Source organism: Streptomyces sp. NPDC002309 (assembly GCF_053593375.1).
Genome location: NZ_JBSFCI010000028.1, coordinates 94,664 through 115,142, shown reverse-complemented (window position 1 = coordinate 115,142; position 20,479 = coordinate 94,664). Strand labels below are relative to the sequence as shown.

General features: G+C 70.5%; 20 protein-coding genes. 14 read left to right on the top strand and 6 right to left on the bottom strand.

Going from position 1 to position 20,479, the window contains the following annotated elements; genetic code table 11:
* Positions 1–79 precede the first annotated feature (79 nt).
* Positions 80–334: a mycoredoxin gene (locus ACWCPM_RS23690; RefSeq protein ID WP_450978234.1), complete on the bottom strand. Its 255-nt coding sequence runs from the start codon at positions 332–334 to the stop codon at positions 80–82.
* Positions 335–583: 249 nt separating this feature from the next.
* On the opposite strand from ACWCPM_RS23690, the gene ACWCPM_RS23685 reads away from it, so the two are divergent.
* The 5 genes from ACWCPM_RS23685 (at position 584) to ACWCPM_RS23665 (ending at position 4,504) form a co-directional block, all read left to right on the top strand.
* Positions 584–2,794: an ATP-dependent DNA helicase UvrD2 gene (locus tag ACWCPM_RS23685; RefSeq protein WP_450978233.1), complete on the top strand. Its 2,211-nt coding sequence runs from the start codon at positions 584–586 to the stop codon at positions 2,792–2,794.
* 165 nt (positions 2,795–2,959) lie between these two features.
* Entirely contained in the window at positions 2,960–3,283 is a 324-nt protein-coding gene (locus tag ACWCPM_RS23680) for a hypothetical protein (protein WP_450978232.1), read from the top strand.
* 175 nt (positions 3,284–3,458) lie between these two features.
* Complete coding sequence (locus ACWCPM_RS23675; RefSeq protein ID WP_030668930.1) at positions 3,459–3,827, top strand: WhiB family transcriptional regulator; 369 nt, start codon at positions 3,459–3,461, stop codon at positions 3,825–3,827.
* Entirely contained in the window at positions 3,824–4,147 is a 324-nt protein-coding gene (locus ACWCPM_RS23670; RefSeq protein WP_450978231.1) for a hypothetical protein, read from the top strand. The genes ACWCPM_RS23675 and ACWCPM_RS23670 overlap by 4 nt, the downstream gene beginning before the upstream one ends.
* Before the next feature lie 147 nt (positions 4,148–4,294).
* A complete protein-coding gene (locus tag ACWCPM_RS23665) occupies positions 4,295–4,504 on the top strand; it encodes a hypothetical protein (protein WP_450978230.1) in 210 nt (69 codons plus the stop codon).
* Positions 4,505–4,529: 25 nt separating this feature from the next.
* On the opposite strand, the gene ACWCPM_RS23660 is transcribed toward ACWCPM_RS23665, so the two are convergent.
* Together ACWCPM_RS23660 and ACWCPM_RS23655 are read right to left on the bottom strand one after the other, a co-directional pair.
* Complete coding sequence (locus tag ACWCPM_RS23660) at positions 4,530–5,915, bottom strand: ABC1 kinase family protein (protein ID WP_450978229.1); 1,386 nt, start codon at positions 5,913–5,915, stop codon at positions 4,530–4,532.
* Positions 5,908–7,134, bottom strand: coding sequence for a TOMM precursor leader peptide-binding protein (locus ACWCPM_RS23655; protein ID WP_450978228.1), 1,227 nt, complete (start codon positions 7,132–7,134; stop codon positions 5,908–5,910). The genes ACWCPM_RS23660 and ACWCPM_RS23655 overlap by 8 nt, the downstream gene beginning before the upstream one ends.
* 253 nt (positions 7,135–7,387) lie before the next feature.
* Between ACWCPM_RS23655 and ACWCPM_RS23650 the strand changes: the two genes are divergently transcribed.
* The 4 genes from ACWCPM_RS23650 to ACWCPM_RS23635 all read left to right on the top strand — a co-directional run bounded on the left by ACWCPM_RS23650 (position 7,388) and on the right by ACWCPM_RS23635 (position 11,328).
* Positions 7,388–7,984, top strand: coding sequence for a M48 metallopeptidase family protein (locus ACWCPM_RS23650; protein WP_450978227.1), 597 nt, complete (start codon positions 7,388–7,390; stop codon positions 7,982–7,984).
* 150 nt (positions 7,985–8,134) lie between these two features.
* On the top strand, positions 8,135–9,862 hold the full coding sequence (locus tag ACWCPM_RS23645; RefSeq protein ID WP_450978226.1) for a TerD family protein: 1,728 nt from the start codon (positions 8,135–8,137) through the stop codon (positions 9,860–9,862).
* Positions 9,863–9,875: 13 nt separating this feature from the next.
* Positions 9,876–10,556 carry an AIM24 family protein gene (locus tag ACWCPM_RS23640; protein ID WP_450978225.1) on the top strand — a complete coding sequence of 227 codons (681 nt, stop codon included), beginning with the start codon at positions 9,876–9,878 and terminating at the stop codon, positions 10,554–10,556.
* A 16-nt stretch (positions 10,557–10,572) separates the two neighbouring features.
* Positions 10,573–11,328, top strand: a complete 756-nt coding sequence (locus tag ACWCPM_RS23635) for an AIM24 family protein (protein ID WP_450978224.1) — start codon at positions 10,573–10,575, stop codon at positions 11,326–11,328.
* Positions 11,329–11,384: 56 nt separating this feature from the next.
* On the opposite strand, the gene ACWCPM_RS23630 is transcribed toward ACWCPM_RS23635, so the two are convergent.
* Both ACWCPM_RS23630 and ACWCPM_RS23625 read right to left on the bottom strand, forming a co-directional pair.
* On the bottom strand, positions 11,385–11,900 hold the full coding sequence (locus ACWCPM_RS23630; protein WP_450978223.1) for an NUDIX hydrolase: 516 nt from the start codon (positions 11,898–11,900) through the stop codon (positions 11,385–11,387).
* Positions 11,897–13,348: a zinc-dependent metalloprotease gene (locus ACWCPM_RS23625; protein ID WP_450978222.1), complete on the bottom strand. Its 1,452-nt coding sequence runs from the start codon at positions 13,346–13,348 to the stop codon at positions 11,897–11,899. Before ACWCPM_RS23625 ends, ACWCPM_RS23630 begins: the two co-directional genes overlap by 4 nt.
* A gap of 193 nt (positions 13,349–13,541) precedes the next feature.
* Between ACWCPM_RS23625 and ACWCPM_RS23620 the strand changes: the two genes are divergently transcribed.
* The 4 genes from ACWCPM_RS23620 to ACWCPM_RS23605 all read left to right on the top strand — a co-directional run bounded on the left by ACWCPM_RS23620 (position 13,542) and on the right by ACWCPM_RS23605 (position 16,694).
* Positions 13,542–14,651 carry an SDR family oxidoreductase gene (locus tag ACWCPM_RS23620; RefSeq protein WP_450978221.1) on the top strand — a complete coding sequence of 370 codons (1,110 nt, stop codon included), beginning with the start codon at positions 13,542–13,544 and terminating at the stop codon, positions 14,649–14,651.
* A 154-nt stretch (positions 14,652–14,805) separates the two neighbouring features.
* Positions 14,806–15,267: a molybdenum cofactor biosynthesis protein MoaE gene (locus ACWCPM_RS23615; protein WP_450978220.1), complete on the top strand. Its 462-nt coding sequence runs from the start codon at positions 14,806–14,808 to the stop codon at positions 15,265–15,267.
* Positions 15,268–15,359: 92 nt separating this feature from the next.
* Positions 15,360–15,542: a hypothetical protein gene (locus ACWCPM_RS23610; protein WP_385376916.1), complete on the top strand. Its 183-nt coding sequence runs from the start codon at positions 15,360–15,362 to the stop codon at positions 15,540–15,542.
* A gap of 54 nt (positions 15,543–15,596) precedes the next feature.
* On the top strand, positions 15,597–16,694 hold the full coding sequence (locus ACWCPM_RS23605) for a YlbL family protein (protein ID WP_450978219.1): 1,098 nt from the start codon (positions 15,597–15,599) through the stop codon (positions 16,692–16,694).
* A gap of 105 nt (positions 16,695–16,799) precedes the next feature.
* Here ACWCPM_RS23605 and ACWCPM_RS23600 read toward each other — a convergent pair whose 3' ends face one another.
* Positions 16,800–17,342, bottom strand: a complete 543-nt coding sequence (locus ACWCPM_RS23600) for a PPA1309 family protein (RefSeq protein ID WP_450978218.1) — start codon at positions 17,340–17,342, stop codon at positions 16,800–16,802.
* Between the two features lie 162 nt (positions 17,343–17,504).
* Here ACWCPM_RS23600 and ACWCPM_RS23595 point away from each other — a divergent pair, with 162 nt between their 5' ends.
* Entirely contained in the window at positions 17,505–20,459 is a 2,955-nt protein-coding gene (locus ACWCPM_RS23595) for a UPF0182 family membrane protein (RefSeq protein WP_450978242.1), read from the top strand.
* Positions 20,460–20,479 lie beyond the last annotated feature (20 nt).

Here is a 20,479-nt window from a genome sequence, read left to right as displayed (position 1 = left end):
GCCTTGTCGCGGTGGCCAATCCGCATAGGGTGCGCGCGCCCCCCGGCGCCCTTTCCGCGCAGGTCGAACCGGGGTTGGGTCAGGCGCCCAGCGCCCGCTTCACCTGTGCCAGGCTCGGGTTGGTCATGACGACCTCCACGCCGCCTGCCGGCATGACGCGCACGGTCGGGACGGTCTGGTTCCCGCCGTTCGACTTCTCCACGAACGCGGCGGAGTCCGGGTCCTGCTCGATGTTGATCTCGTCGTACGCGATGCCCTCGCGGTCCAGCTGGCTCTTCAGCCGGCGGCAGTAGCCGCACCACGTGGTGCTGTACATCGTCACAGTGCCCGGCATGTCTCTCGCGCTCCTTCGGCGGGTCGGGGAAGTCGTAGCAGTGGGGGAACATACGCGATGTCGGCGCCATTCCCGGCTGTCCCGACAGAGCGTCCGCGGCCCGACGCCCGACGCCCGACGCCGATGCCTGACGCCGCTGCCCGACGTCCGACGCCCGACGACGTGATCCCCGCCGCATTAGTACGACCGCGTGGCCCCGCCTGTGGACAACCGGCTCACCCTTCTCCGGCGACCTGGCAGCATGGCCGTGTGACAGCAGCAACGCACTCCACCCTCTTCCCGCGGGTACCGGACACGGCCGACGCGGTGCTCGACGGGCTCGACCCCGAGCAGCGCGAGGTCGCCACCGCGCTGCACGGACCGGTGTGCGTGCTGGCGGGCGCGGGCACCGGCAAGACCCGGGCGATCACCCACCGGATCGCCTACGGCGTACGCGCCGGAATCCTGCACCCGTCCAGCGTCCTCGCCGTCACCTTCACCAACCGCGCCGCCGGCGAGATGCGCGGCCGCCTCCGCCAGCTCGGCGCCGCCGGGGTCCAGGCCCGTACGTTCCACTCGGCGGCCCTGCGCCAGCTCCAGTACTTCTGGCCGAAAGCAGTCGGTGGTGCGATGCCCCGTCTGGTCGACCGCAAGGTCCAGCTCGTCGCCGACGCGGCCGCCGCCTGCCGCATCCGACTCGACCGGGGCGAGCTGCGGGACGTCACCGGTGAGATCGAGTGGTCCAAGGTCACCCAGACCGTCCCGTCCGACTACGCGCTCGCGGCCGCGAAGGCCGGCCGTGAGGCCCCCCGCGATCCCGCCGAGATCGCCCAGGTCTACACCGCCTACGAGGACCTCAAACGCGACCGCGCGGTGATCGACTTCGAGGACGTCCTGCTGCTGACGGTCGCCGTCCTCCAGGACCGGCACGACATCGCCGACCAGGTACGTGCTCAGTACCAGCACTTCGTGGTGGACGAGTACCAGGACGTCAGCCCCCTTCAGCAGCGCCTGCTGGACCTCTGGCTGGGCGACCGGGACAACCTGTGCGTCGTCGGCGACGCCAGCCAGACGATCTACTCGTTCACGGGCGCAACCCCCGACTACCTTCTCGACTTCCGTACCCGCCACCCCGGAGCCACCGTCGTCAAACTCGTCCGCGACTACCGCTCCACGCCCCAGGTCGTCCGCCTCGCCAACGGACTGCTCGCCCAGGCCCGTGGCCGCGCCGCCGACCACCGGCTGGAACTGGTCTCCCAGCGCCCCGCGGGCCCCGAGCCCGTCTACACCGAGTACACCGACGAGCCCGACGAGGCCGAGGGCGCCGCCCGCCGCATCCGCGAGTTGCTCGACTCCGGCGTCCCGGCCGGCGAGATCGCCGTCCTGTTCCGTACGAACGCCCAGTCCGAGACCTATGAGCAGGCGCTGGCCGACGTCGGCATCCCCTATCAGCTGCGCGGTGCCGAGCGGTTCTTCGACCGGCCCGAGGTGCGCAAGGCCGGCATCGCCCTGCGTGGCGCAGCCCGTTTCGGCGGCAACGACTCCCTCCTCGACGAGGCCGTCGACCTGCCGTCGCAGGTGCGTGCGGTGCTCTCCGGGGAGGGCTGGACGTCCACGCCGCCGGCCGGGTCCGGTGCGGTGAGAGAGCGCTGGGAGTCGCTGGCCGCGCTCGTCGCCCTCGCCCAGGACTTCGCGGCCGCGCGGCCCGGGGCCACCCTCGCGGACCTCGTCGCGGAACTCGACGAGCGGGCGAACGCCCAGCACGCACCGACCGTGCAGGGCGTCACCCTCGCTTCCCTGCATTCGGCCAAGGGCCTGGAGTGGGATGTCGTCTTCCTGGTCGGCGTCGCCGAGGGGATGATGCCGATCACCTACGCGAAGACCGACGAGCAGATCGAGGAGGAGCGCCGCCTCCTCTATGTCGGCGTCACCCGCGCCCGCTCTCACCTGCATGTCTCCTGGGCGCTCGCCCGCTCGCCCGGCGGCCGCCCGAGCCGCCGCCCGAGCCGCTTCCTCGACGGACTGCGGCCCGGCTCAGGGACGGCTTCGGGCCGTGCCGTCGCCGGCGCGGCGGGCGGCATCGAGCGCGGTCACTCCAGCGCTGTCAGCCGCATGGGTGCCGTCAGCGCCCCGCGACGGACGCAGCGCGCACCCGCCCGCTGCCGTGTCTGCGGTCGCACCCTCACCGACGCCGGTGAGATGAAGCTGATGCGCTGTGAGGACTGTCCCTCCGACATGGACGAAGGGCTGTACGAGCGGTTGCGGGACTGGCGTGCGGTGCAGGCCCGGCGCAGCGGCCAGCCCGCCTTCTGCGTCTTCACCGACAAGACTCTCGTGGCGATCGCCGAGACCGCCCCGGACGACGAGGGCGGGCTGGCGCGGATCCCAGGCGTCGGGATGCGCAAGCTCAACCGCTACGGAGCCGATGTTCTCGCCATCTGCGCAGGCCAAGAGCCGCAGGCTGAGGGAGACGGGGACTGATACCAACTCGTCGAAAAAATAGTTTGCGCATGCCCCAGCAATCCCCATAGGTTCTTAGGCACGGGAACGGCGGCCTTCTCCGAGGCCCTGATTCCGTGTTCTACTTACATATCCGCAGGGCTGGTTGACGCCGGCCCACCGAGACGCCGAGAGGAGGCGAGTCCAGTGATCAGCATCAAGAAGAGCTCCATCAGCATCGTCAAAATGACCGATCGCTCGGTCGCTTCCCTGTGCATGCTCGGCATCTCCAACCCCGGCACCGGTCTGTCCGGCATTCGTGCCGTCCGGCCGGCGTCCTCCCTGTCTCTCGCGGGCCTTCCCGTCCGTGAGCGCGATGAGCGACCGACCAAGGCACTGGAAGCAGCAGTAGTGGCACAGGCCCATGCCTATGCCCTTACGGCGACCGGTGCCGGATTCCGGAAGCAGACGACGCAGCACCACCAGATGTGGGCCTTCCGTGGGCCAGAACCCTGGAGTGATCCAGCCTGATCGACGATCAGGCCGGCGCCTTCAGGGCCGCGGAACCCCATCCGGGATCCGCGGCCCTTCTGTTTGTCCCGAACGGGACGACGGAGCGAAGGGGCCTCGGGACAAGAACAGAACCCGGTACCAGCCGCCACCCGGTCCCACCCGACCGGAACGACCAGACGAGGAAGCCGACACCGTGCAACTCGAAGCGCACGCCCCGTCCGTACCGCCTTCCGAAACGATCCCCCCGCCCGGCCTCACGGAGGACTCCACCTTGATCCCGCTCACTGCGCTCACCGCGCTCGACGACGCCATCGAGAACCTCGGCGTACCGGTCCCCTGCCGTTCGTACGACCCGGAGGTCTTCTTCGCCGAGTCCCCGGCGGACGTCGAGTACGCCAAGTCCCTGTGCCGTACCTGCCCGCTGGTCGAGGCCTGCCTCGCCGGGGCCAAGGAGCGGCGTGAGCCCTGGGGCGTCTGGGGTGGCGAGCTGTTCGTCCAGGGTGTCGTCGTCGCCCGGAAGCGGCCGCGTGGCCGTCCGCGGAAGAACCCGGTCACGGCATGAACACCACCGGAACGATCGACCGTCCCCTCACGCACAACCCCCAGAAGCAGGCCCCGATGAAGCCGTCCACCAACGAGCCCACCGGCTCCGCGACAACAGACGTCACCACCACCGGCGCGAACGACTCGCGTCAGAACAGGACCCGAGAGATGCAACTCATCCCAGAAGCCCTGGCGCGTGCGCATATGCACGACCGCCTGCATGACGCGCGGGAGCAGCGACGGGCCGCGAGCCTGCTCACGGCCCGCCGGATGCAGCGCCGGGCCGAGCGCGCCTCCCGGCGTGCCCGCCGGGCGCTGGCCATGGCTGTCATGCAGTAGCCGACACACCTGAAGCGGTGGCCTCCCGACCCGAGCGGGTCCGAGGAGGCGGATGCTTCACCGCGGGGGCCGGTCCGTCCGCACGGACCGGCCCCCGCGGTGCGTTGTATCCCGGGTTCAGCCGGTCACGGGGATATCGTCGGCGAGGTGACGAGTCCTCCCGGAGACAGCGACAGGGGCGGCTCCGCCCCGGAACCCCGCCCTTTCGTGTGCGCCCGCTGCGGCACCCAGGCCCGCACTCCCCAGCCGACCTGGACCTGCTCCGTGGAGAACAGCACGCGCCAGTACTTCTGCGAAGGCTGTTCCCGGCAGAACCTCCGCGCCATCGAGGGACGCCTGGACTCGGCGTGGTGGTGAGCGCCTTCCCCTGCGGGCGCTGACCTCACGCCTCGACCGCCGCCGGGTCCCCTTCCTCCAGGTCCGCCGGCAGGTCGTCCTCCAGCACGAAGCCCGGCAGCCACTCCTCCAGTTCCTCGCGCAGGCGGACCGTCGCGTTCAGCTGACACAGGACGCCGATGGTGCTCAGGGTCACCCGGTGTATCAAGAGGTAGGCGGGGGGAAGGTTGAGCTGCTTGCCGAGCTGGTAGGCGGGGGAGCGGATGTCGGCCACCCGGGCCGCCTGGCTGCGCATCCAGCCGCGGGTGAAGGTGAACTCCTCGACGCGGGCCGGCTCGATGATCGGCAGGAGGTAGTCGAGGACCGCGTCGGGGTCGAGCTCGATGGACTCCTTGACGAAGCCCTCGATGCGGAGCAGGTCGTAGACGGCCTGTGCCTCGCCGTCCAAGGTCATACGCAGGGAGTCGCCGATGGGGGTCGGCAGCCCGCCCGAGAGACGGTCGACCGTGCCGAAGTCCAGGACGCCGAGGCGCCAGTCGTCCCCCTCCTCCGGGTCGCCGGGCAGGAGGCGGAAGTTCCCGGGGTGCGGGTCGGCGTGCAGCAGTCCCGTGCGGGCGGGGCCGGAGAACAGGAAGCGGGCGAGGAGCTGGCCGGCGCGGTCGCGCTGCTCCTCGGTGCCGTCCGTGATGATCTCCGAGAGCGGGATGCCGTCGATCCACTCGGTGATCAGGATCTGGTCGCACTGGTGGATCACGGCGGGCACCAAGAAGTCCGGGTCGTCGGCGAACTCCTCGGCGTGCTCCTGCTGGGCCTGCGCCTCCAGTCCGTAGTCCAGCTCCTCAGAGACGCGGTCCTTCAGCTCCGCGATCAGGGGCTTGATGTCCATGCCGGGGATCAGCGGGCCCAACAGGCGTGCGAAACGGCTCAGCTGGTTGAGGTCGGAGAGCAGGGCCTCGCCGGCTCCCGGGTACTGCACCTTCACCGCCACCTCGCGGCCGTCGTGCCACACCCCGTGGTGCACCTGACCGATCGAGGCCGCGGCGGACGGCTTGTCCTCGAACTCCTGGAACAGCGTCCGCCAGTCCTTTCCGAGCCGCTCGGAGAGCACCTTGTGCACCGTGCGCGTCGGCATCGGCGGCGCCGCGTCCTGGAGCCTGGTCAGGGCCGCCCGGTAGGGCCCGGCGATCTCCTCGGGCAGGGCGGACTCGAAGACGGACAGCGCCTGCCCGAACTTCATCGCGCCGCCCTTGAGCTCGCCCAGCACCTTGAAGAGCTGCTCCGCGGTGCGCTGCTGCAGTTCGCGGCCGACGAGATCCGCGGACTCGCCGACGATCCGCTTGCCGAGACCCCAGGTCGCCCGCCCGGCGAAGCCGAGCGGTAGCGCGGCGAGCTTGGCGGTCCGGGTGACCGCCTTGCGGGGAAGATCAGACATGCGCCCTCCAAGTCACAGCCGGGCGCGCCGCGCCTGCCCGACGGCGTACCTCCGTTGACGACCGTTCCACCGCCATTGTCTCGTGCGCCGTCCCGTCCTCGGCGGCGCGTTCCCTGTCGGTTTTCTCCGTACCCCTCTCCGCCGCGCCGCACGGGCATTCCGGATGTGCCCAGACGGGTCGGGCGTGCCACTGCAGAGTGGGGACGGAGATCTCCCAGCGGGCTCCCGCGCTGGTGGGAGGGTGGCCGTCGAGGAAGACGAGGGCGTGCGCGGCCGTCAGGCCGGCGACCGTGGTGGCCAAGGTCACGTCACATGCGCGGACCGAGCGCCGGCGGCCCGAGTGCCACTGGGCGACCAGGCGGGGCCATGTCGGGTCCCGGTCGGTCCTGCCTTCGTGCAGACAGCGTGCGCAGCTCGTCTCGCCCGGCAGGACGAACGGGCCGACCATGCCGGTGCCCTCGACCACCCCGGCGTACAGGTGGGGCGTACCGGAGGTGATCAAGGGCTCTGCCGTGTCCGGGGCGGGGGCGTGCACGGCGACGTCGTCGCGCGGGGTGAGGATCACCAGGGAGAAACCCGGGTCGGCGGCCCGCGCCGGGTTCTGCCGGTCGCGGCGCGGGGGGCCGTCCGGGGCGGCCCGGCGGACCAGGCGGCGGGCGGCTTCGTCGCGGCGCTCGCCGACCGAGTCGGCGGGCAGCCCGCCGGGCGCCACGTCCCAGGGCTCCACATGGCCGCCGTCGCGGACGTCCACCTCACCGATGCCCGCAGCCGCCAGCAGGGCGGAGACCGTGGCGCCGACGCGGCCGGCCCCCCGTACCTGCACGCGCAGGGAGCGGCGGGCGGCGAGGCGGTCCATCGCCTCGCCCGGTTCGGTGGTCGTCAGGGACAGCGTGGCCAGATCCGGGCGGAGCCGGTCGAGGACGGCCTGCTTGCCGCGCAGGGCGTCGGCGTCGGGTCCACCACCCTTCGCGTCGTCCAGGATTCCGGACCGGGCGAGCCGCCGGACCAGTTCGTCCACATGGCCGTCGGGAAGATCCATCCGGCGGCCCTCCTCGCGCAGGAGCGGCATTCCGCGGGTGCCGTTGAGCAGGTCCAGGAAGTTGCCGGTCGCGATGTCCATCGGGCCCAGCGTCATTGCGTGCGCCGGCGTCATACCGAACTGCACCGTGCTGAGATCGCGCCAGCCGCGCCGCAGCGCGGGTTTCACCATCGGATGCATGACAGGCCCCCGTAGCCAGGAAAGTTCCGAGAGTTCCGGAACGTTGCTGTTCGTCGACGAAGGCGGCCGGGCCGGTGCGGCCCGGGCGGGTCTTCGGCGCCGGGTGTCAGCATGCCCGCCCCGGACCCGCGGCGCCGAAAGTTGTCCACAGGCGGGGGATGTTTGTCCTACAAATCAAACGCATGGTGGGCGATCGGAATCGAACCGTCCCGGACTCGGGACTTCCCCCATGTGCAGCGGGTAACGTCGGGGCGTGTCCGCCGACCCACTGCATCGCGCCGGAAATCCGAAGCGCAGCACGACGAGCCCGCCGCCGGGCGGCTCGGGGGCGCGCGTGATCGAGGTGCGCCGGAGTACCCGTCGACGCCGGACGGTCTCCGCGTATCGAGAGGGCGATCGCACCGTCGTGCTGATCCCCGCCCGGATGTCGGAGGCGGAGGAGCAGCGCTGGGTGACCGTCATGCTCGACAAGCTGGCCGCCCAGGAGAGCAAGCGGGTGCTGGGCGACGTGGAGCTGGCCGAGCGGGCCGAGCGGCTGTCCGCCCAGTACTTCGACGGCCGCGCGCGGCCGAAATCGGTGCGCTGGGTCACGAACCAGAACACACGCTGGGGCTCGTGCACCCCGTCCGAGGGCAGCATCCGTCTGTCGCACCGTCTGCAGGGCATGCCCGAGTACGTCGTCGACTACGTGCTGGTCCATGAGCTGGCGCATCTGCTGGTGCCCGGGCACGGGCCACGCTTCTGGCGGCTGCTGGACGCCTACCCCCGTACGGAACGGGCCCGGGGCTACCTCGAAGGGGTGGTCGCGGCGGACCGGTTGCCGCATCTGCCCACCGCGCGCGGGGAGTGATCGGCCCGCGCGATCCGGGAGGCGTGTGCCGCGGGCATGGCCCGGAAAGTGGTTGTGTACCGGCTCTGTACCGACCTCGTCCGGTGTCCGAGTTTGCCGTTAGCCTGGCGCGACGCACTTGTACTTCGTGATGGGGGACGGTCGTTACGCATGGCCAGGGAATTTCAACGCGGCCACAAGGCCAGGATCAGTGACCTGACGGCGGGCACGGATCTGTACGTGGGTGTGCAGATCTCGGGCCCCGGACTGACGTTCGACATCAGCTGCTTCGGCCTGGACGCCGACGAACGGCTCTCGGACGACCGGTACTTCGTCTTTTTCAACCAGCCGAAGTCCCCCGAGGAGTCCATCCAGCTCCTGGGCGCACAGGCGGGTGACGCGGAATCCTTCCGGGTCACGCTCGACAAGATTCCGTCGCGGATCCACAGGCTCTCGTTCACGGCGACCCTCGACGGCGCCGGGCAGATGTCACAGATCGCCCCCGGCTACATCCGTATCGTCGCGGGCGGCCAGGAAGTCGCCCGGTACGCGTTCGACGGTTCGGAGTTCTCCACCGAACGGGCCGTGATGCTGGGCGACTTCTATCTGAAGGACGTGTGGCGGTTCGCCGCCGTCGGCCAGGGTTTCGACGGCGGCCTGGACGCGCTGCTGAAGAACTTCGGCGGCGAGGTGCTCGAAGAGGAGGCGCCCGCGCAGCCGCAGCCCCAGGCCGGCGGCGCCCCCGGTTTCGCCCCGCCGGCGCAGGCTGCCGCGCCGCCCGCGTTCGGAGCCCCGTCCGGACCGGCCCCGACGCCGGCTCCCGTACCGCAGCCCGCCGCACAGGGATTCGCGCCGCCCGCCGGCGCCACCCCGCCTCCGGCTCCCGCCCCGACGCCCGCGCCGCAGGTGCACACCGCGCCCACCGTCGTCGCGCCCATGACGCCGCCCGGCGGTGCCGCCGTACCGCCGCCCGCTTCCCCACCCGCGCCGCCGTACGGCGGCCAGCCGCAGCCCGCGTACGGCCAGCCGCCCCAGCAGCCCCCGTACGGCCAGGGCGTACCGGGCCAGACCGCCCCGATGCCCCCTGGCTACGGACAACCGCCCGCGCCCCAGGCATCGGCCCCGGGTCACGGACAGCCGACCACGCCCCCCGGTTACGGGCAGCCGACGCCGCCCCCCGGCTACGGGCAGGCCCCCTACGGCGCGCCGCAGGCCGCGCCCCAGGGGGTCGCCAAGGCACCCGGTGTCGCCGGTGCGCTCCAGCAGTTCAAGGAGACGCCGACCGGTCAGCGCTGGACGCAGCAGAACAAGAAGCTCGTCCGTGTGGACCTCGGCATCGGCGGTCAGCCCGTGCTCGCCCGGCAGGGCAGCATGGTGCTCTACCAGGGCAAGGTCGAGTTCAGCTACAAGGGCGCCGGGTTCAGCGGCCGGATCGCGGGCAGCGCGACCGGCCAGGAGATGCAGCTGATGCGCTGCACGGGCCAGGGGCAGGTGTTCCTCGCCGAGAGCTCCACCATGCTGCACCCCATCGAACTCCAGGGCGACGGCATCTGCGTCTCCGCCGAGAACGTCCTGGCCTTCGACGAGAGCCTCCAGTACGAGGTGCGCCGCGTCGAGGGCCACGGCATCCCCGGCGGTGCGCTGTTCACGATGCAGTTCACCGGCACCGGCACCATCGTCGTCAAGACGCACGGCACGCCCGTGGTGCTGCCCGTCACGCCGACGACGTTCGCCGACTGCAACGCCGTCGTCGCCTGGTCCGCGGCCTCCCAGGTGATCGTCTCCAGTCAGGTGCGGATGCGCCGCAACGCCTACCCCGGGGACACCGGGGAGAGCGTCAATCTGCAGTTCCGGGGCGCGCCCGGGAACTTCATCGTCGTCCAGCCGTACGAGATCTGAGGGAGAGCCCGTCATGAACCAGCCGCTCGCGGGCTACGCTCCCGCACCCGTCACCGCCCGCATGGAGAACCACGGCAACCACATGCTGAAGGTCGCCATGCAGACCGGCAACGACATCCTCGCGCGCGTGGGCTCGATGGTCGCCTACGAGGGCTTCATCCAGTACGAGCCCAACCCGCCGGCGGTACGCCAGATCGCGAAGGACTGGCTCACCGGCGAGGGCGCGCCCTTGATGAAGTGCTCCGGTGACGGACTGCTCTACCTCGCCGACTACGGCGCCAACGTCGTCGTGATCAACCTGAGTGGCGACGGCATCTCCGTCAACGCCACCAACCTGCTCGCCTTCGACGCCCACCTCACCTGGGGCGTCGAGCGGGTCAAGGGGCTCGCGAAGTTCGCCGGACAGGGCCTGTGGAACACCAGGATTTCCGGGCAGGGCTGGGTCGCGCTGACCTCCCGGGGCAAGCCGATCGTCGTCGACTGCGGCGGCGGCGAGAACGAGACCTACGTCGACCCTGACGCGCTCGTCGCCTGGTCCCCGAACCTGAAGGTGAAGGGCAAGCGCAGCTTCAAGGCGCAGTCGCTGATCGGCAGGGGCAGCGGCGAGGCCTACCAGATGGCCTTCTCCGGCGAGGGCATCGTCGTCGTCCAGCCCAGCGAGGACAGCACCGACCGCCTCCGGTTCCGGGGCTGAGGGGGAGCACCGCACCATGCAGAGTCCGATTTTCGCCTTCAACGACCAGCAGAGCCAGGAGCGCTGGAGCCTGCAGAACAAGCAGATGCTCCGCGTCGTCCTGGAGGGCCACGACGACATCCTGGCCCGCAAGGGCACCATGGTCGCCTACCAGGGGCTCGTCGAGTTCGACGCCGAGTTCCAGGGCAACAGCGCCACACGCGCGCGTGCGCGCACCGGTGAGGGACTGGACCTGATGCGCTGCCACGGGCAGGGCACGGTCTATCTCGCCAACCTCAAGCAGCACGTCCACCTCGTGGACGTGGACCACGAAGGGCTGACCGTCGACAGCAGCTACGTGCTGGCGATGGACTCCGGGCTGCACCACGAGGTCATCGCCGTCGACAGCCTCTACGGCATCTCCGGCTCCGGGAAGTACCAGCTCAACATCACCGGCCGTGGCAAGGTCGCGCTGATGACCTCGGGCGCGCCTTTGATGATGCAGGTCACGCCGGACAAGTACGTCAACTGCGACGCCGACGCGATCGTCGCCTGGTCCACCGCGCTGCGCGTGCAGATGCAGGCCCAGACGCACTCCTCAGGAGTGTGGCGGCGGCGGGGCAACACCGGCGAGGGCTGGGAACTCAGCTTCATGGGCACCGGCCATGTGCTGGTCCAGCCCAGCGAGCTGCTGCCGCCGCAGAACGCCGTCATCGGGCAGGGCGCCGCCGCGCAGTTCGGCATGGGCCAGCACGGGGCGCGCGGACAGAACCAGGGCAACGCCTGGGGCTGACTGTCCGACGAGCAGACAGGTAAGGGGTGCCCGACTGGAGGGCACCCCTTACACGTTCACAGCCTGTCGCGGGTCGCCCGCATCAGCCGTACGACTGACTCGTCGGCGACCTCCGCGACCTCGTCGTACCCGAACCAGCGCAGGTCCAGGGACTCGTCGCTGATCGCGGCCACGGCCTCGGCCGGGGCCAGTGCCGCGTACTGGACGTCGAGGTGCCAGGCGCACGGCGTGAGGTGGCGGTCGAGGCGAACCGGGCCGCCGGGCAGCAGGGACAGCCCGGGGATTCCCGACTCCTCGGTGCCCTCGCGCAGGGCTGCCGCCGCCAGGGAGGCGTCGCCCGGCTCGCAGTGGCCCCCCATCTGGAGCCACATGCGCAGCTTGCGGTGGAGGGTCAGCAGCACCCGTTCCTGATCCGGGTCGATCACCAGGACGCTCGCCGTGACGTGGCCGTCCGCGCAGGACTTCCACATGCCGTCGGGGTGAGCCGCCAGATGGTCCAGATACGTCTGACGCAGTTCTTCCTGGCCCTCGTGACCCTTCAGTACGAGGACCGCGTCGGCGTGCAGGTTCACTCGGCTTTGCCCTCCGTGCCCTTGCCGCCCTCGGGACCCTCGTCCTGGCCTTCCTTGCGAAGGCCGGGCCCTTCCGCGGCCTCCCCGAGCATCTTGTCCAGCTCGGAGAAGTCCAGCTGCTCGCGGTGCACGAAGCCGTCCGGATCGTCGAGGTCGTGCGCGGTCGGCAGCATGTCCGGGTGGGCCCACAGACCGTCCCGGCCGTCGACACCGCGTGCGTCCGTGAGGGACGCCCACAGCCGGGAGGCGTCGCGCAGCCGGCGCGGGCGCAGCTCCAGGCCGATCAGCGTCGCGAAGGTCTGCTCGGCGGGGCCGCCCGTGGCACGGCGGCGGCGCAGGGTCTCGCGCAGCGCGTCCGCGGACGACAGGCGGGGCTTGGCGGCGGCGTGCACCACGGCGTCCACCCAGCCCTCGACGAGCGCCAGAGCCGTCTCCAGACGGGCCAGCGCCGCCTTCTGCTCGGGCGTGTCCTCCGGCTGGAACATGCCCTGCTGCAGCGCGTCCTGCAGCTGCTCGGGGTTCTGCGGGTCGAACTGGCCGACCACGTCCTCCAGCTTGGCCGTGTCGACCTTGATCCCACGCGCGTACCCCTCGACCGCGCCGAACAGGTGCGAGCGCAGCCACGGTACGTGCGCGAAGAGGCGCTGGTGGGCGGCCTCGCGCAGGGCGAGATACAGCCGCACCTCCTCCTTGGGGACGCCCAGGTCCTTGCCGAACGCGGCGATGTTCACCGGCAGCAGCGCCGCCTTGCCCGCCGGGCCGAGCGGCAGGCCGACATCGCTCGAACCGACGACCTCGCCCGCGAGCACGCCCACGGCCTGCCCGATCTGCGTACCGAACATCGCGCCGCCCATCGAGCGCATCATGCCGATCAGCGGGCCGGCCATGGCCTGCATCTCCTCCGGCAGGACGTCGCCCATGGCGGCGCCGACGCGCTCGGCCACCGGGTCGACGAGCTCCTGCCACGCGGGCAGGGTCGCCTCGACCCACTCCGCGCGGCTCCAGGCCACCGCCGAGGCGGCGCCGGACGGCAGGGACGTCGCGTCGTCCAGCCACAGGTCGGCCAGGCGGACGGCCTCCTCGACCGCGGTGCGGTCGGAGGGACCCACGCTCGCGTCCTTCGTCCCGTCCGACGTGCCCTGGGAGACCGTCTGGCGGGCGATCTGCTTGGCCATGTCCCAGTTCACCGGGCCGCCCTCGTAGGAGAGCATCTGGCCCAGCTGCTGGAACGCGGCGCCCAGGTCGGTGGGGTTCAGCGAACCGAACATGGCAGCGAGCGGATTGTCCGCACCGGGGCCGCCAAAGCCTCCGGCACCGGGCAGCCCGCCGAATCCGAACGGGTTGGCCGGCCCCTGACCACCACCGCTCTGCTGGTCCTTCTTCTTGCCCTCGTCGCCGTCTTCCGGCTCCTCCGGCGGAAGGCCGAATCCGAATGGGGTGTCACTCACGGGATTCCTCGGCTGGTAAGGCCGCCGGTCTCCGCCGGCGGCACGACTGCCCGACAACACCACCCAGCCTAGACACCCCGGACGGATCGGGCCTCGGTGCTTCGCCGACTCACGGGCTGCGGCAGGATGGATGCCACCTGGTACGTACGCGTCCCTCGCGCTCGTATGTGAAGACAACCGCTGGAGACACCTGGTGAGTTCCCCAGATCCGCAGGTTCGCGCAGCGCGAAACCACGCGGCCCCCGCCCCGCGCGGTCCCGTCGTCGCCGTGACGGGCGCCGCGTCCGGCGTGGGAGCGCTGCTCACCGCGCGGCTGGCGGCGTCGGAGGAGATCAAGCAGGTCATCGCCATCGACGAGCGGCGTGGGGAGTGCGCTCAGGCGCAGTGGCACATCCTCGACGTACGGGACCCGGCGATCGCGGAGAAGCTGCGGGGCGCGGACGTCGCGGTCCACCTGGCGCTCGACCTGGACCTGGAGGCGGACGCGGCGGCCCGGACGGCGTACAACGTGCGCGGCACGCAGACGGTGCTGACGGCCGCCGCGGCGGCCGGCGTGCACCGTGTGGTGCTGTGCACGTCGGCGATGGTCTACGGGGCGCTGCCGGACAACGAGCTGCCGCTGTCGGAGGACGCCGAGCTCCGGGCGACGGCGGAGGCCACCGGGGTCGGGGACCTGCTGGAGATCGAGCGGCTGGCGCGGCGGGCGCCCCGCGCGCATCCGGGCCTGAACGTCACCGTGGTACGGCCCGCCGTGCTCGTGGGCGGCACGGACACGGCGCTGACCAGGTACTTCGAGTCACCTCGGCTGCTGGTCGTCGCCGCTTCGCGGCCGGCCTGGCAGTTCTGCCACGTCGAGGACCTGTGCAGCGCTCTGGAGTACGCCGTCCTGGAGAAGGTCGACGGGGAGCTCGCCGTGGGGTGCGACGGGTGGCTGGAGCAGGAGGAGGTCGAGGAGCTGAGCGGGATCCGGCGGATGGAACTGCCGTCGGCGGTGGCTCTCGGGGCCGCAGCCCGGCTGCACCGCATCGGGCTGACGCCCTCCCCGGCGGGGGATCTGGCCTACACGATGTATCCCTGGGTGATCAGCGGGAGCCGGCTGCACGACGCCGGGTGGCGGGCTCGGTGGACCAACGAGGAGGTCCTCGCCGAGCTGCTGGAGGAGGTCTCCGGGCGGCACACCGTGGCCGGACGGCGGCTGGGCCGCAAGGACGCGACGGCGGCGGGCGCCGCGGGAGCGACGGTCGCGCTGCTGGGCGCGGCGGCGGTGGTGCGCCGGGCCCGGAAGGCGAGACGCAGGATCTGAGCAGGGCCCGGCCTGCGGTGCGCGGACCGGCGCGGCGGCGCCCTCCCGGCTCCGTGACCACGTCCGTTCCTGGAGGAGGCTGCGAAGCCCCCGCACGCGCGTACCGGGCGAACGCGCTATTCCGTGCCCCGCGCGCGTGGGGCACGATGGACGCATGGCAGCCAGTGACGATCACCCGGGGGAGCAGGGCGCCCACGACCCCGTCAAGCTGATCGGCGTCCGCGAGACGCCGCTCTCCCTCGATGAGGTCTTCCGCGCCGTCGGGGACGACGCCGCGGGCGGGACGGCCCTGTTCGTGGGGACGGTGCGCAACCACGACGGAGGCGCCGACGTCGACGGGCTCGGGTACTCCTGTCACCCCGGCGCGGAGGACGAGATGCGGCGCGTCGCCGAGAAGGTCGTCGCCGAGTTCCCGGTGAGGGCGCTGGCCGCCGTCCACCGTGTGGGGGATCTGAAGGTCGGTGACCTCGCCGTCGTGGTCGCCGTGTCGTGCCCGCACCGAGGTGAGGCGTTCGAGGCCTGCCGGAAGCTGATCGACGACCTCAAGCACGAGGTGCCCATCTGGAAGCACCAGAGGTTCTCGGACGGCACCGAGGAATGGGTCGGCGCCTGCTGAGCCCAGCCGGGCGACTCCGGTTGCGTAACCACACCCCTGGTATGAGCGTTGTCAGTGTGAACGGTTAATCTGCTGATCAGTCAGTTGCGCTCATGGGGTTGGAGGTCGGCATGGCGGCACTCGCCTGGTTGCTGATTCCGCTTGTCGCTGCTGTCGGCGCGGGTCTGTGGGGCACCTGGGCCAACAGGACCCGTAGGGCCCGCAGCGACGGCCCGGAGCTGGACGGTTACGCGCGCTTCCGCGCTGCCATGGAGAAGTCCCACACCGGTCCCTGAAACGGCAGGCGGCCCTGACAGTGCTCCGACACGCCCGTCCCGTACTGTCGTGACATGCCACGCCGCACCGCGACGATGCTCGCCTCCACCCTGATGCTCATCACGCTCCTGTGCGCGGGTGTGCTCATCCGCGTCCCGTACGCGGAGATGTCCCCGGGGCCGACGGTGAACACGCTCGGGGACCACGACGGCGAGCCGGTGCTGCAGATCGCGGGGCGCAAGACCTACCCGACGGACGGCCACCTCAACATGACCACCGTCCGCGTGACCAGCGCCGACTACCGGATGAACCTCGTCGAGGCGGTCTACGGCTGGCTGGCCCACGACAACAAGATCGTCTCGCACGACACGCTCTACCCGGACGGCAAGACGGAGGAGCAGTCGACCCAGGAGAACGCCGAGGAGTTCAGCCAGTCCCAGGAGAGCGCCAAGGTCGCGGCCCTGAAGGAACTGGGCGTCAAGGTCTCCTCCTGGGTGATCGTCTCCACCGTGGTGAAGGACTCCCCGGCCGAGGGCAGGCTGCACGCGGGCGATGTCGTCAAGGCCGTCGACGGTACGGAGGTCAAGGCACCCGGCGACGTGGCGAAGCTGGTGACCAGGCACAAGCCCGGCGAGAAGGTCGTCTTCACGATCGTGCCCGCCAAGGAGCAGGCCGCCGCCGAGAAGGAGAAGCGGGACCCGGTGCGCACCGAGAAGGTCACGATCACCACGACGACCTCGGACGACACCGGCGAGAAGCGCGCCATCGTCGGGATCTCCGCGGGTACGGACCACACCTTCCCGTTCAGCATCGACATCAAGCTCGCCGACGTCGGCGGCCCGAGCGCCGGCCTGATGTTCGCGCTCGGCATCTACGACAAGCTCACCCCGGGCTCCCTCACCGGCGGCTCGTTCGTCGCCGGCACCGGGACGATCGACGACGACGGCACGGTCGGCCCGATCGGCGGCATCGAGATGAAGACGGTGGGCGCGCGCGACAAGGGCGCCGAGTACTTCCTGACGCCCGCCGACAACTGCGCGGCCGCCGCGACCGACACCCCGGACGGCCTCACCCTGGTCAAGGTCGACACCATCGACGACGCCCTCGCCGCCCTGAAGGACATCCGGGCCGGGGACACCGCCGACCTGCCGCAGTGCACGGCCAAGGGCTGACCGGCGAACCGGCCGGTACGGCGCCGGGGGCGCCCTCGATCATGAGGGCGCCCCCGGCGCCGTTCCCGGGACACGCGCGCGTACCCGGTGTCGTACCGCGGTGGCTCAGTCCGCGAACGTGGCCTTCAGCGCCTCGGCGAGGCCCGGGACCAGCTCGGGCCCGGTGAGCACCTCCGTCGGGGAGTCCTTCTCACGCAGCCGCAGGGCCGCGTCACGGGTGCCGTCGCGCAGGACGGCGACGGTCATGCGCACCTCCTGGCGCTCGGGATGCCGGGCGACCCACTTGGCGAGGGCCGCCTCGTCCAGCTCGTCCGGGACCTGGGCCTCGGCGGTCGGCGGAAGCATCAGACGCTCCACCGTGAGCGCGCAGCCCGCGACCGCTCCGGGCCAGGCGATGGTGCCGAGGAACTCGTCGAGCGGCTTGTCCGCCGGGATCTCGTCCTGCTCGATCGGGGTGAGACCGGTCGCGTCCGCCTCGTCACCCAGGCCGAGCTGCCTCGCCAGCGCGGGTTCCTGGGCCCGCAGCTGCGCGGTGTCTACGAGGGCGAAAAGGCGTGCGGGCTGGTCCCAGCCGAGGCCGGAGGCGTACTCGTCGATCTCGAGTACGGCCCGGGTGAGCGGGTTCGCCGCCATGGGTGTGTTGGACATGGTCACAATCCTGCCTCGTTCCCACCCGGAACCGGGAACCGAGTAAAGCGTGAGTAAGTTGCATAGGTGAGGCCCTACGATCACGGGGCCCAAGGACGGCCCACGAAAACGGGGGCCCGACAGACCAACAGCGATTTTCGAGGTGCCACCTTGGCTTTCCAGATGCCGGACCGCGGCGGAGGCCCGACGGGGCCACGGATCAGAGTGGGCCGCCCGTCCCGGCGTGTCCGGACCCTGCTCATGACACTGGGTGTCCTTGCCGTGCTCGCCATGGCGTTCACCATGTTCGCGGGCTTCTGGACGGACTGGCTCTGGTACCGGTCGGTGAACTACTCGTCCGTCTTCACCACCACTCTGCTGACCAAGATCGGGCTCTTCTTCGTCTTCGGCCTGCTCATGGCCGCCGCTGTCGGGTTCAACATCTGGCTGGCCCACCGGCTGCGACCGCCGCTGAGCGCGATGTCGATGGAGCAGCAGAGCCTCGACCGCTACCGGATGGGCATCGCGCTGTACAAGAGGTGGCTGCTGTTCGCGATCACCGCCCTGGTGGGCCTGATCGCGGGCGCCTCCGCCTCCAGCCAGTGGCGCACCTGGCTGATGTGGGTCAACGGCGTGCCCTTCGGACAGAAGGACCCGCAGTTCGATCTGGACGTCGCGTTCTACGCGTTCGACCTGCCCTGGTACCGGTTCATGCTCGGCTTCGGCTTTGCCGCCGCGATCCTTTCGCTGATCGCCGCCGCGCTCACGCACTACCTGTACGGCGGACTGCGCGTCACCAGCCCGGGCGCGCGCGCCACGGCCGCCGCGACCGGACATCTGAGCGTGCTCATCGGGATCTTCGTCGCGCTGAAGGCCGTCGCGTACTGGCTCGACCGGTACGGCCTGGCGGTCAAGTCCAGCGACTTCAAGGCGACGGACAACTGGACGGGCCTGCGCTACGTCGACGCCAACGCCTATCTGCCGGCCAAGACGATCCTGTTCTGCATCGCCGTCATCTGCGCCCTGCTGTTCTTCTCCACCATCTGGAGGCGCACCTGGCAGCTGCCGCTGATCGGCTTCGGCCTGATGGTGCTGTCGGCGATCCTGATCGGCGGGCTGTACCCGGCCATCGTGCAGAAGTTCCAGGTCCAGCCGAACGAGCAGGCCAAGGAGTCCCCGTACGTCGAGAAGAACCTCGCGGCCACGCGTGAGGCGTACGGCATCGACGGCACGCAGGTCACCGAGTACTCGGGCACGGCGAACACCGAGGACACCACCAAGCTGCGGGACGACGTCGACTCCACGGCGAGCATCCGCATCATGGACCCGAACATCATCTCGCCGACCTTCCAGCAGCTCCAGCAGATGCGGAAGTACTACGCCTTCCCGACCAATCTGGACGTCGACCGCTACGTGGTGGACGGCAAGGAGCAGGACACCGTCATCGGTCTGCGCGAGCTGAACTACGCGGGCATCGACAAGAAGAACTGGATCAACAACCACTTCCGCTACACCCACGGCTACGGCGCGGTCGCCGCGAAGGGCACCTCCGTGGACTCCGAGGGCCGCCCGGTCTTCACCGAGTCCGACCTGCCGTCCAAGGGCGAGCTCGGTGAGTACGAGCAGCGGATCTACTACGGCGAGAAGACCGACACCTACTCGATCGTCGGCGGTCCCCAGAAGGAGATCGACTACTCCGACGACAGCGGCGAGAGGACCTACAGCTACAGGGGCAAGGGCGGGGTCGACCTCCAGAACCCGATAAACCGGGCCGCCTACGCCGTCGCGCTCAACGAGCCGCAGATCCTCTACTCGGGCGCGATCGGGGACGGGTCGAAGATCCTCTACAACCGCACGCCCAAGGAGCGCGTCGAGGCGGTCGCCCCCTGGCTGACCATCGACGGCGACGCCTACCCTGCGGTCGTCGGCAACCGGATCCAGTGGATCGTCGACGCGTACACGACGACGAACGGATACCCGTACGCCTCGCGTACGACCCTCGGCGACACCACCGCCGACTCGCTGACCGCGACCAACGACCAGCGCGCGGTGGTGGCCCAGCAGAACCAGGTCAACTACATCCGCAACTCGGTGAAGGCGACGGTCGACGCGTACACCGGTGAGGTCAAGCTCTACCAGTGGGACACCAAGGACCCGGTCCTGAAGACCTGGATGAAGGCGTTCCCGGACACCGTCGAGCCCAAGACCCAGATCTCGGCCGACCTGATGGCCCACATGCGGTACCCGCAGGACCTGTTCAAGGTCCAGCGTGAGCTGCTGACCCGCTACCACGTGAAGGACGCCGACACCTTCCTCAGCGGCAGCGAGGTGTGGCAGGTGCCGGACGACCCGACCAACAAGTCGGGCGACGCGGTGCCGCCGTACTACCTGAGCATGCGGATGCCCGACCAGACGGAGCAGGCGTTCTCGCTGACGACGACGTTCACGCCCAACGGACGCGACAACCTCAGCGCGTTCATGGCGGTCGACGCCGAGGCGGGCAAGAGCGACTACGGCAAGATCAGAATCCTGAAGCTGCCGACGAGCACGACGGTCAACGGACCCAAGCAGGTGCAGAGCCAGTTCAACTCCGAACAGGACATCGCCGAATCCATCCGGCTGCTGAGAGGCGGCGACTCGGAGGTGGAGTACGGCAACCTGCTGACGGTGCCACTGGACGGCGGACTGCTGTACGTGGAGCCGGTGTACGTACGCGGCGGCGGGCTCCAGTACCCGCTGCTGCGCAAGGTGCTGGTGAGCTACGGCGGCAACACCGCGTTCGAGGACACCCTCGACGAAGCCCTCAACAAGGTGTTCGGGGCGCAGAGTTCGGCTCCGCCGCCGGGTGAGGGCACCGGCGAGGGCGACGGCACCACCAAGCCGCCACCGCCGACGTCCGACAATCCGACGGTCCAGGAAGCGCTGAAGGACGTCCAGAAGGCCTTCGATGCCGGCCAGGAGGCGTTCAAGAAGGGCGACTGGGAGGCGTACGGCAAGGCCCAGGAGGACCTGGAGGCGGCGCTGAGGCGGGCCGAGGAGGCTCAGTCGCGGGCCGGCGGCACCGGCGAAGACGGCGCCACCAGCAGCCCTGGCCCGAGCGGCAGCCCGAGTCCGAGCGGAAGTCCACAGAGCAGCTGATCGAAAGGCACCCCCCGCGC

Coding starts and splice junctions, on each gene's coding strand:
- ACWCPM_RS23640 (WP_450978225.1), top strand. CDS start 9,876: ATGAACCAGCCGCTCGCGGGCTACGCTCCCGCACCCGTCACCGCCCGC.
- ACWCPM_RS23600 (WP_450978218.1), bottom strand. CDS start 17,342: ATGTCCAACACACCCATGGCGGCGAACCCGCTCACCCGGGCCGTACTC.
- ACWCPM_RS23645 (WP_450978226.1), top strand. CDS start 8,135: ATGGCCAGGGAATTTCAACGCGGCCACAAGGCCAGGATCAGTGACCTG.
- ACWCPM_RS23690 (WP_450978234.1), bottom strand. CDS start 334: ATGCCGGGCACTGTGACGATGTACAGCACCACGTGGTGCGGCTACTGC.
- ACWCPM_RS23605 (WP_450978219.1), top strand. CDS start 15,597: ATGCCACGCCGCACCGCGACGATGCTCGCCTCCACCCTGATGCTCATC.
- ACWCPM_RS23660 (WP_450978229.1), bottom strand. CDS start 5,915: ATGTCTGATCTTCCCCGCAAGGCGGTCACCCGGACCGCCAAGCTCGCC.
- ACWCPM_RS23595 (WP_450978242.1), top strand. CDS start 17,505: ATGCCGGACCGCGGCGGAGGCCCGACGGGGCCACGGATCAGAGTGGGC.
- ACWCPM_RS23610 (WP_385376916.1), top strand. CDS start 15,360: ATGGGGTTGGAGGTCGGCATGGCGGCACTCGCCTGGTTGCTGATTCCG.
- ACWCPM_RS23635 (WP_450978224.1), top strand. CDS start 10,573: ATGCAGAGTCCGATTTTCGCCTTCAACGACCAGCAGAGCCAGGAGCGC.
- ACWCPM_RS23670 (WP_450978231.1), top strand. CDS start 3,824: ATGAACACCACCGGAACGATCGACCGTCCCCTCACGCACAACCCCCAG.
- ACWCPM_RS23615 (WP_450978220.1), top strand. CDS start 14,806: ATGGCAGCCAGTGACGATCACCCGGGGGAGCAGGGCGCCCACGACCCC.
- ACWCPM_RS23655 (WP_450978228.1), bottom strand. CDS start 7,134: ATGCATCCGATGGTGAAACCCGCGCTGCGGCGCGGCTGGCGCGATCTC.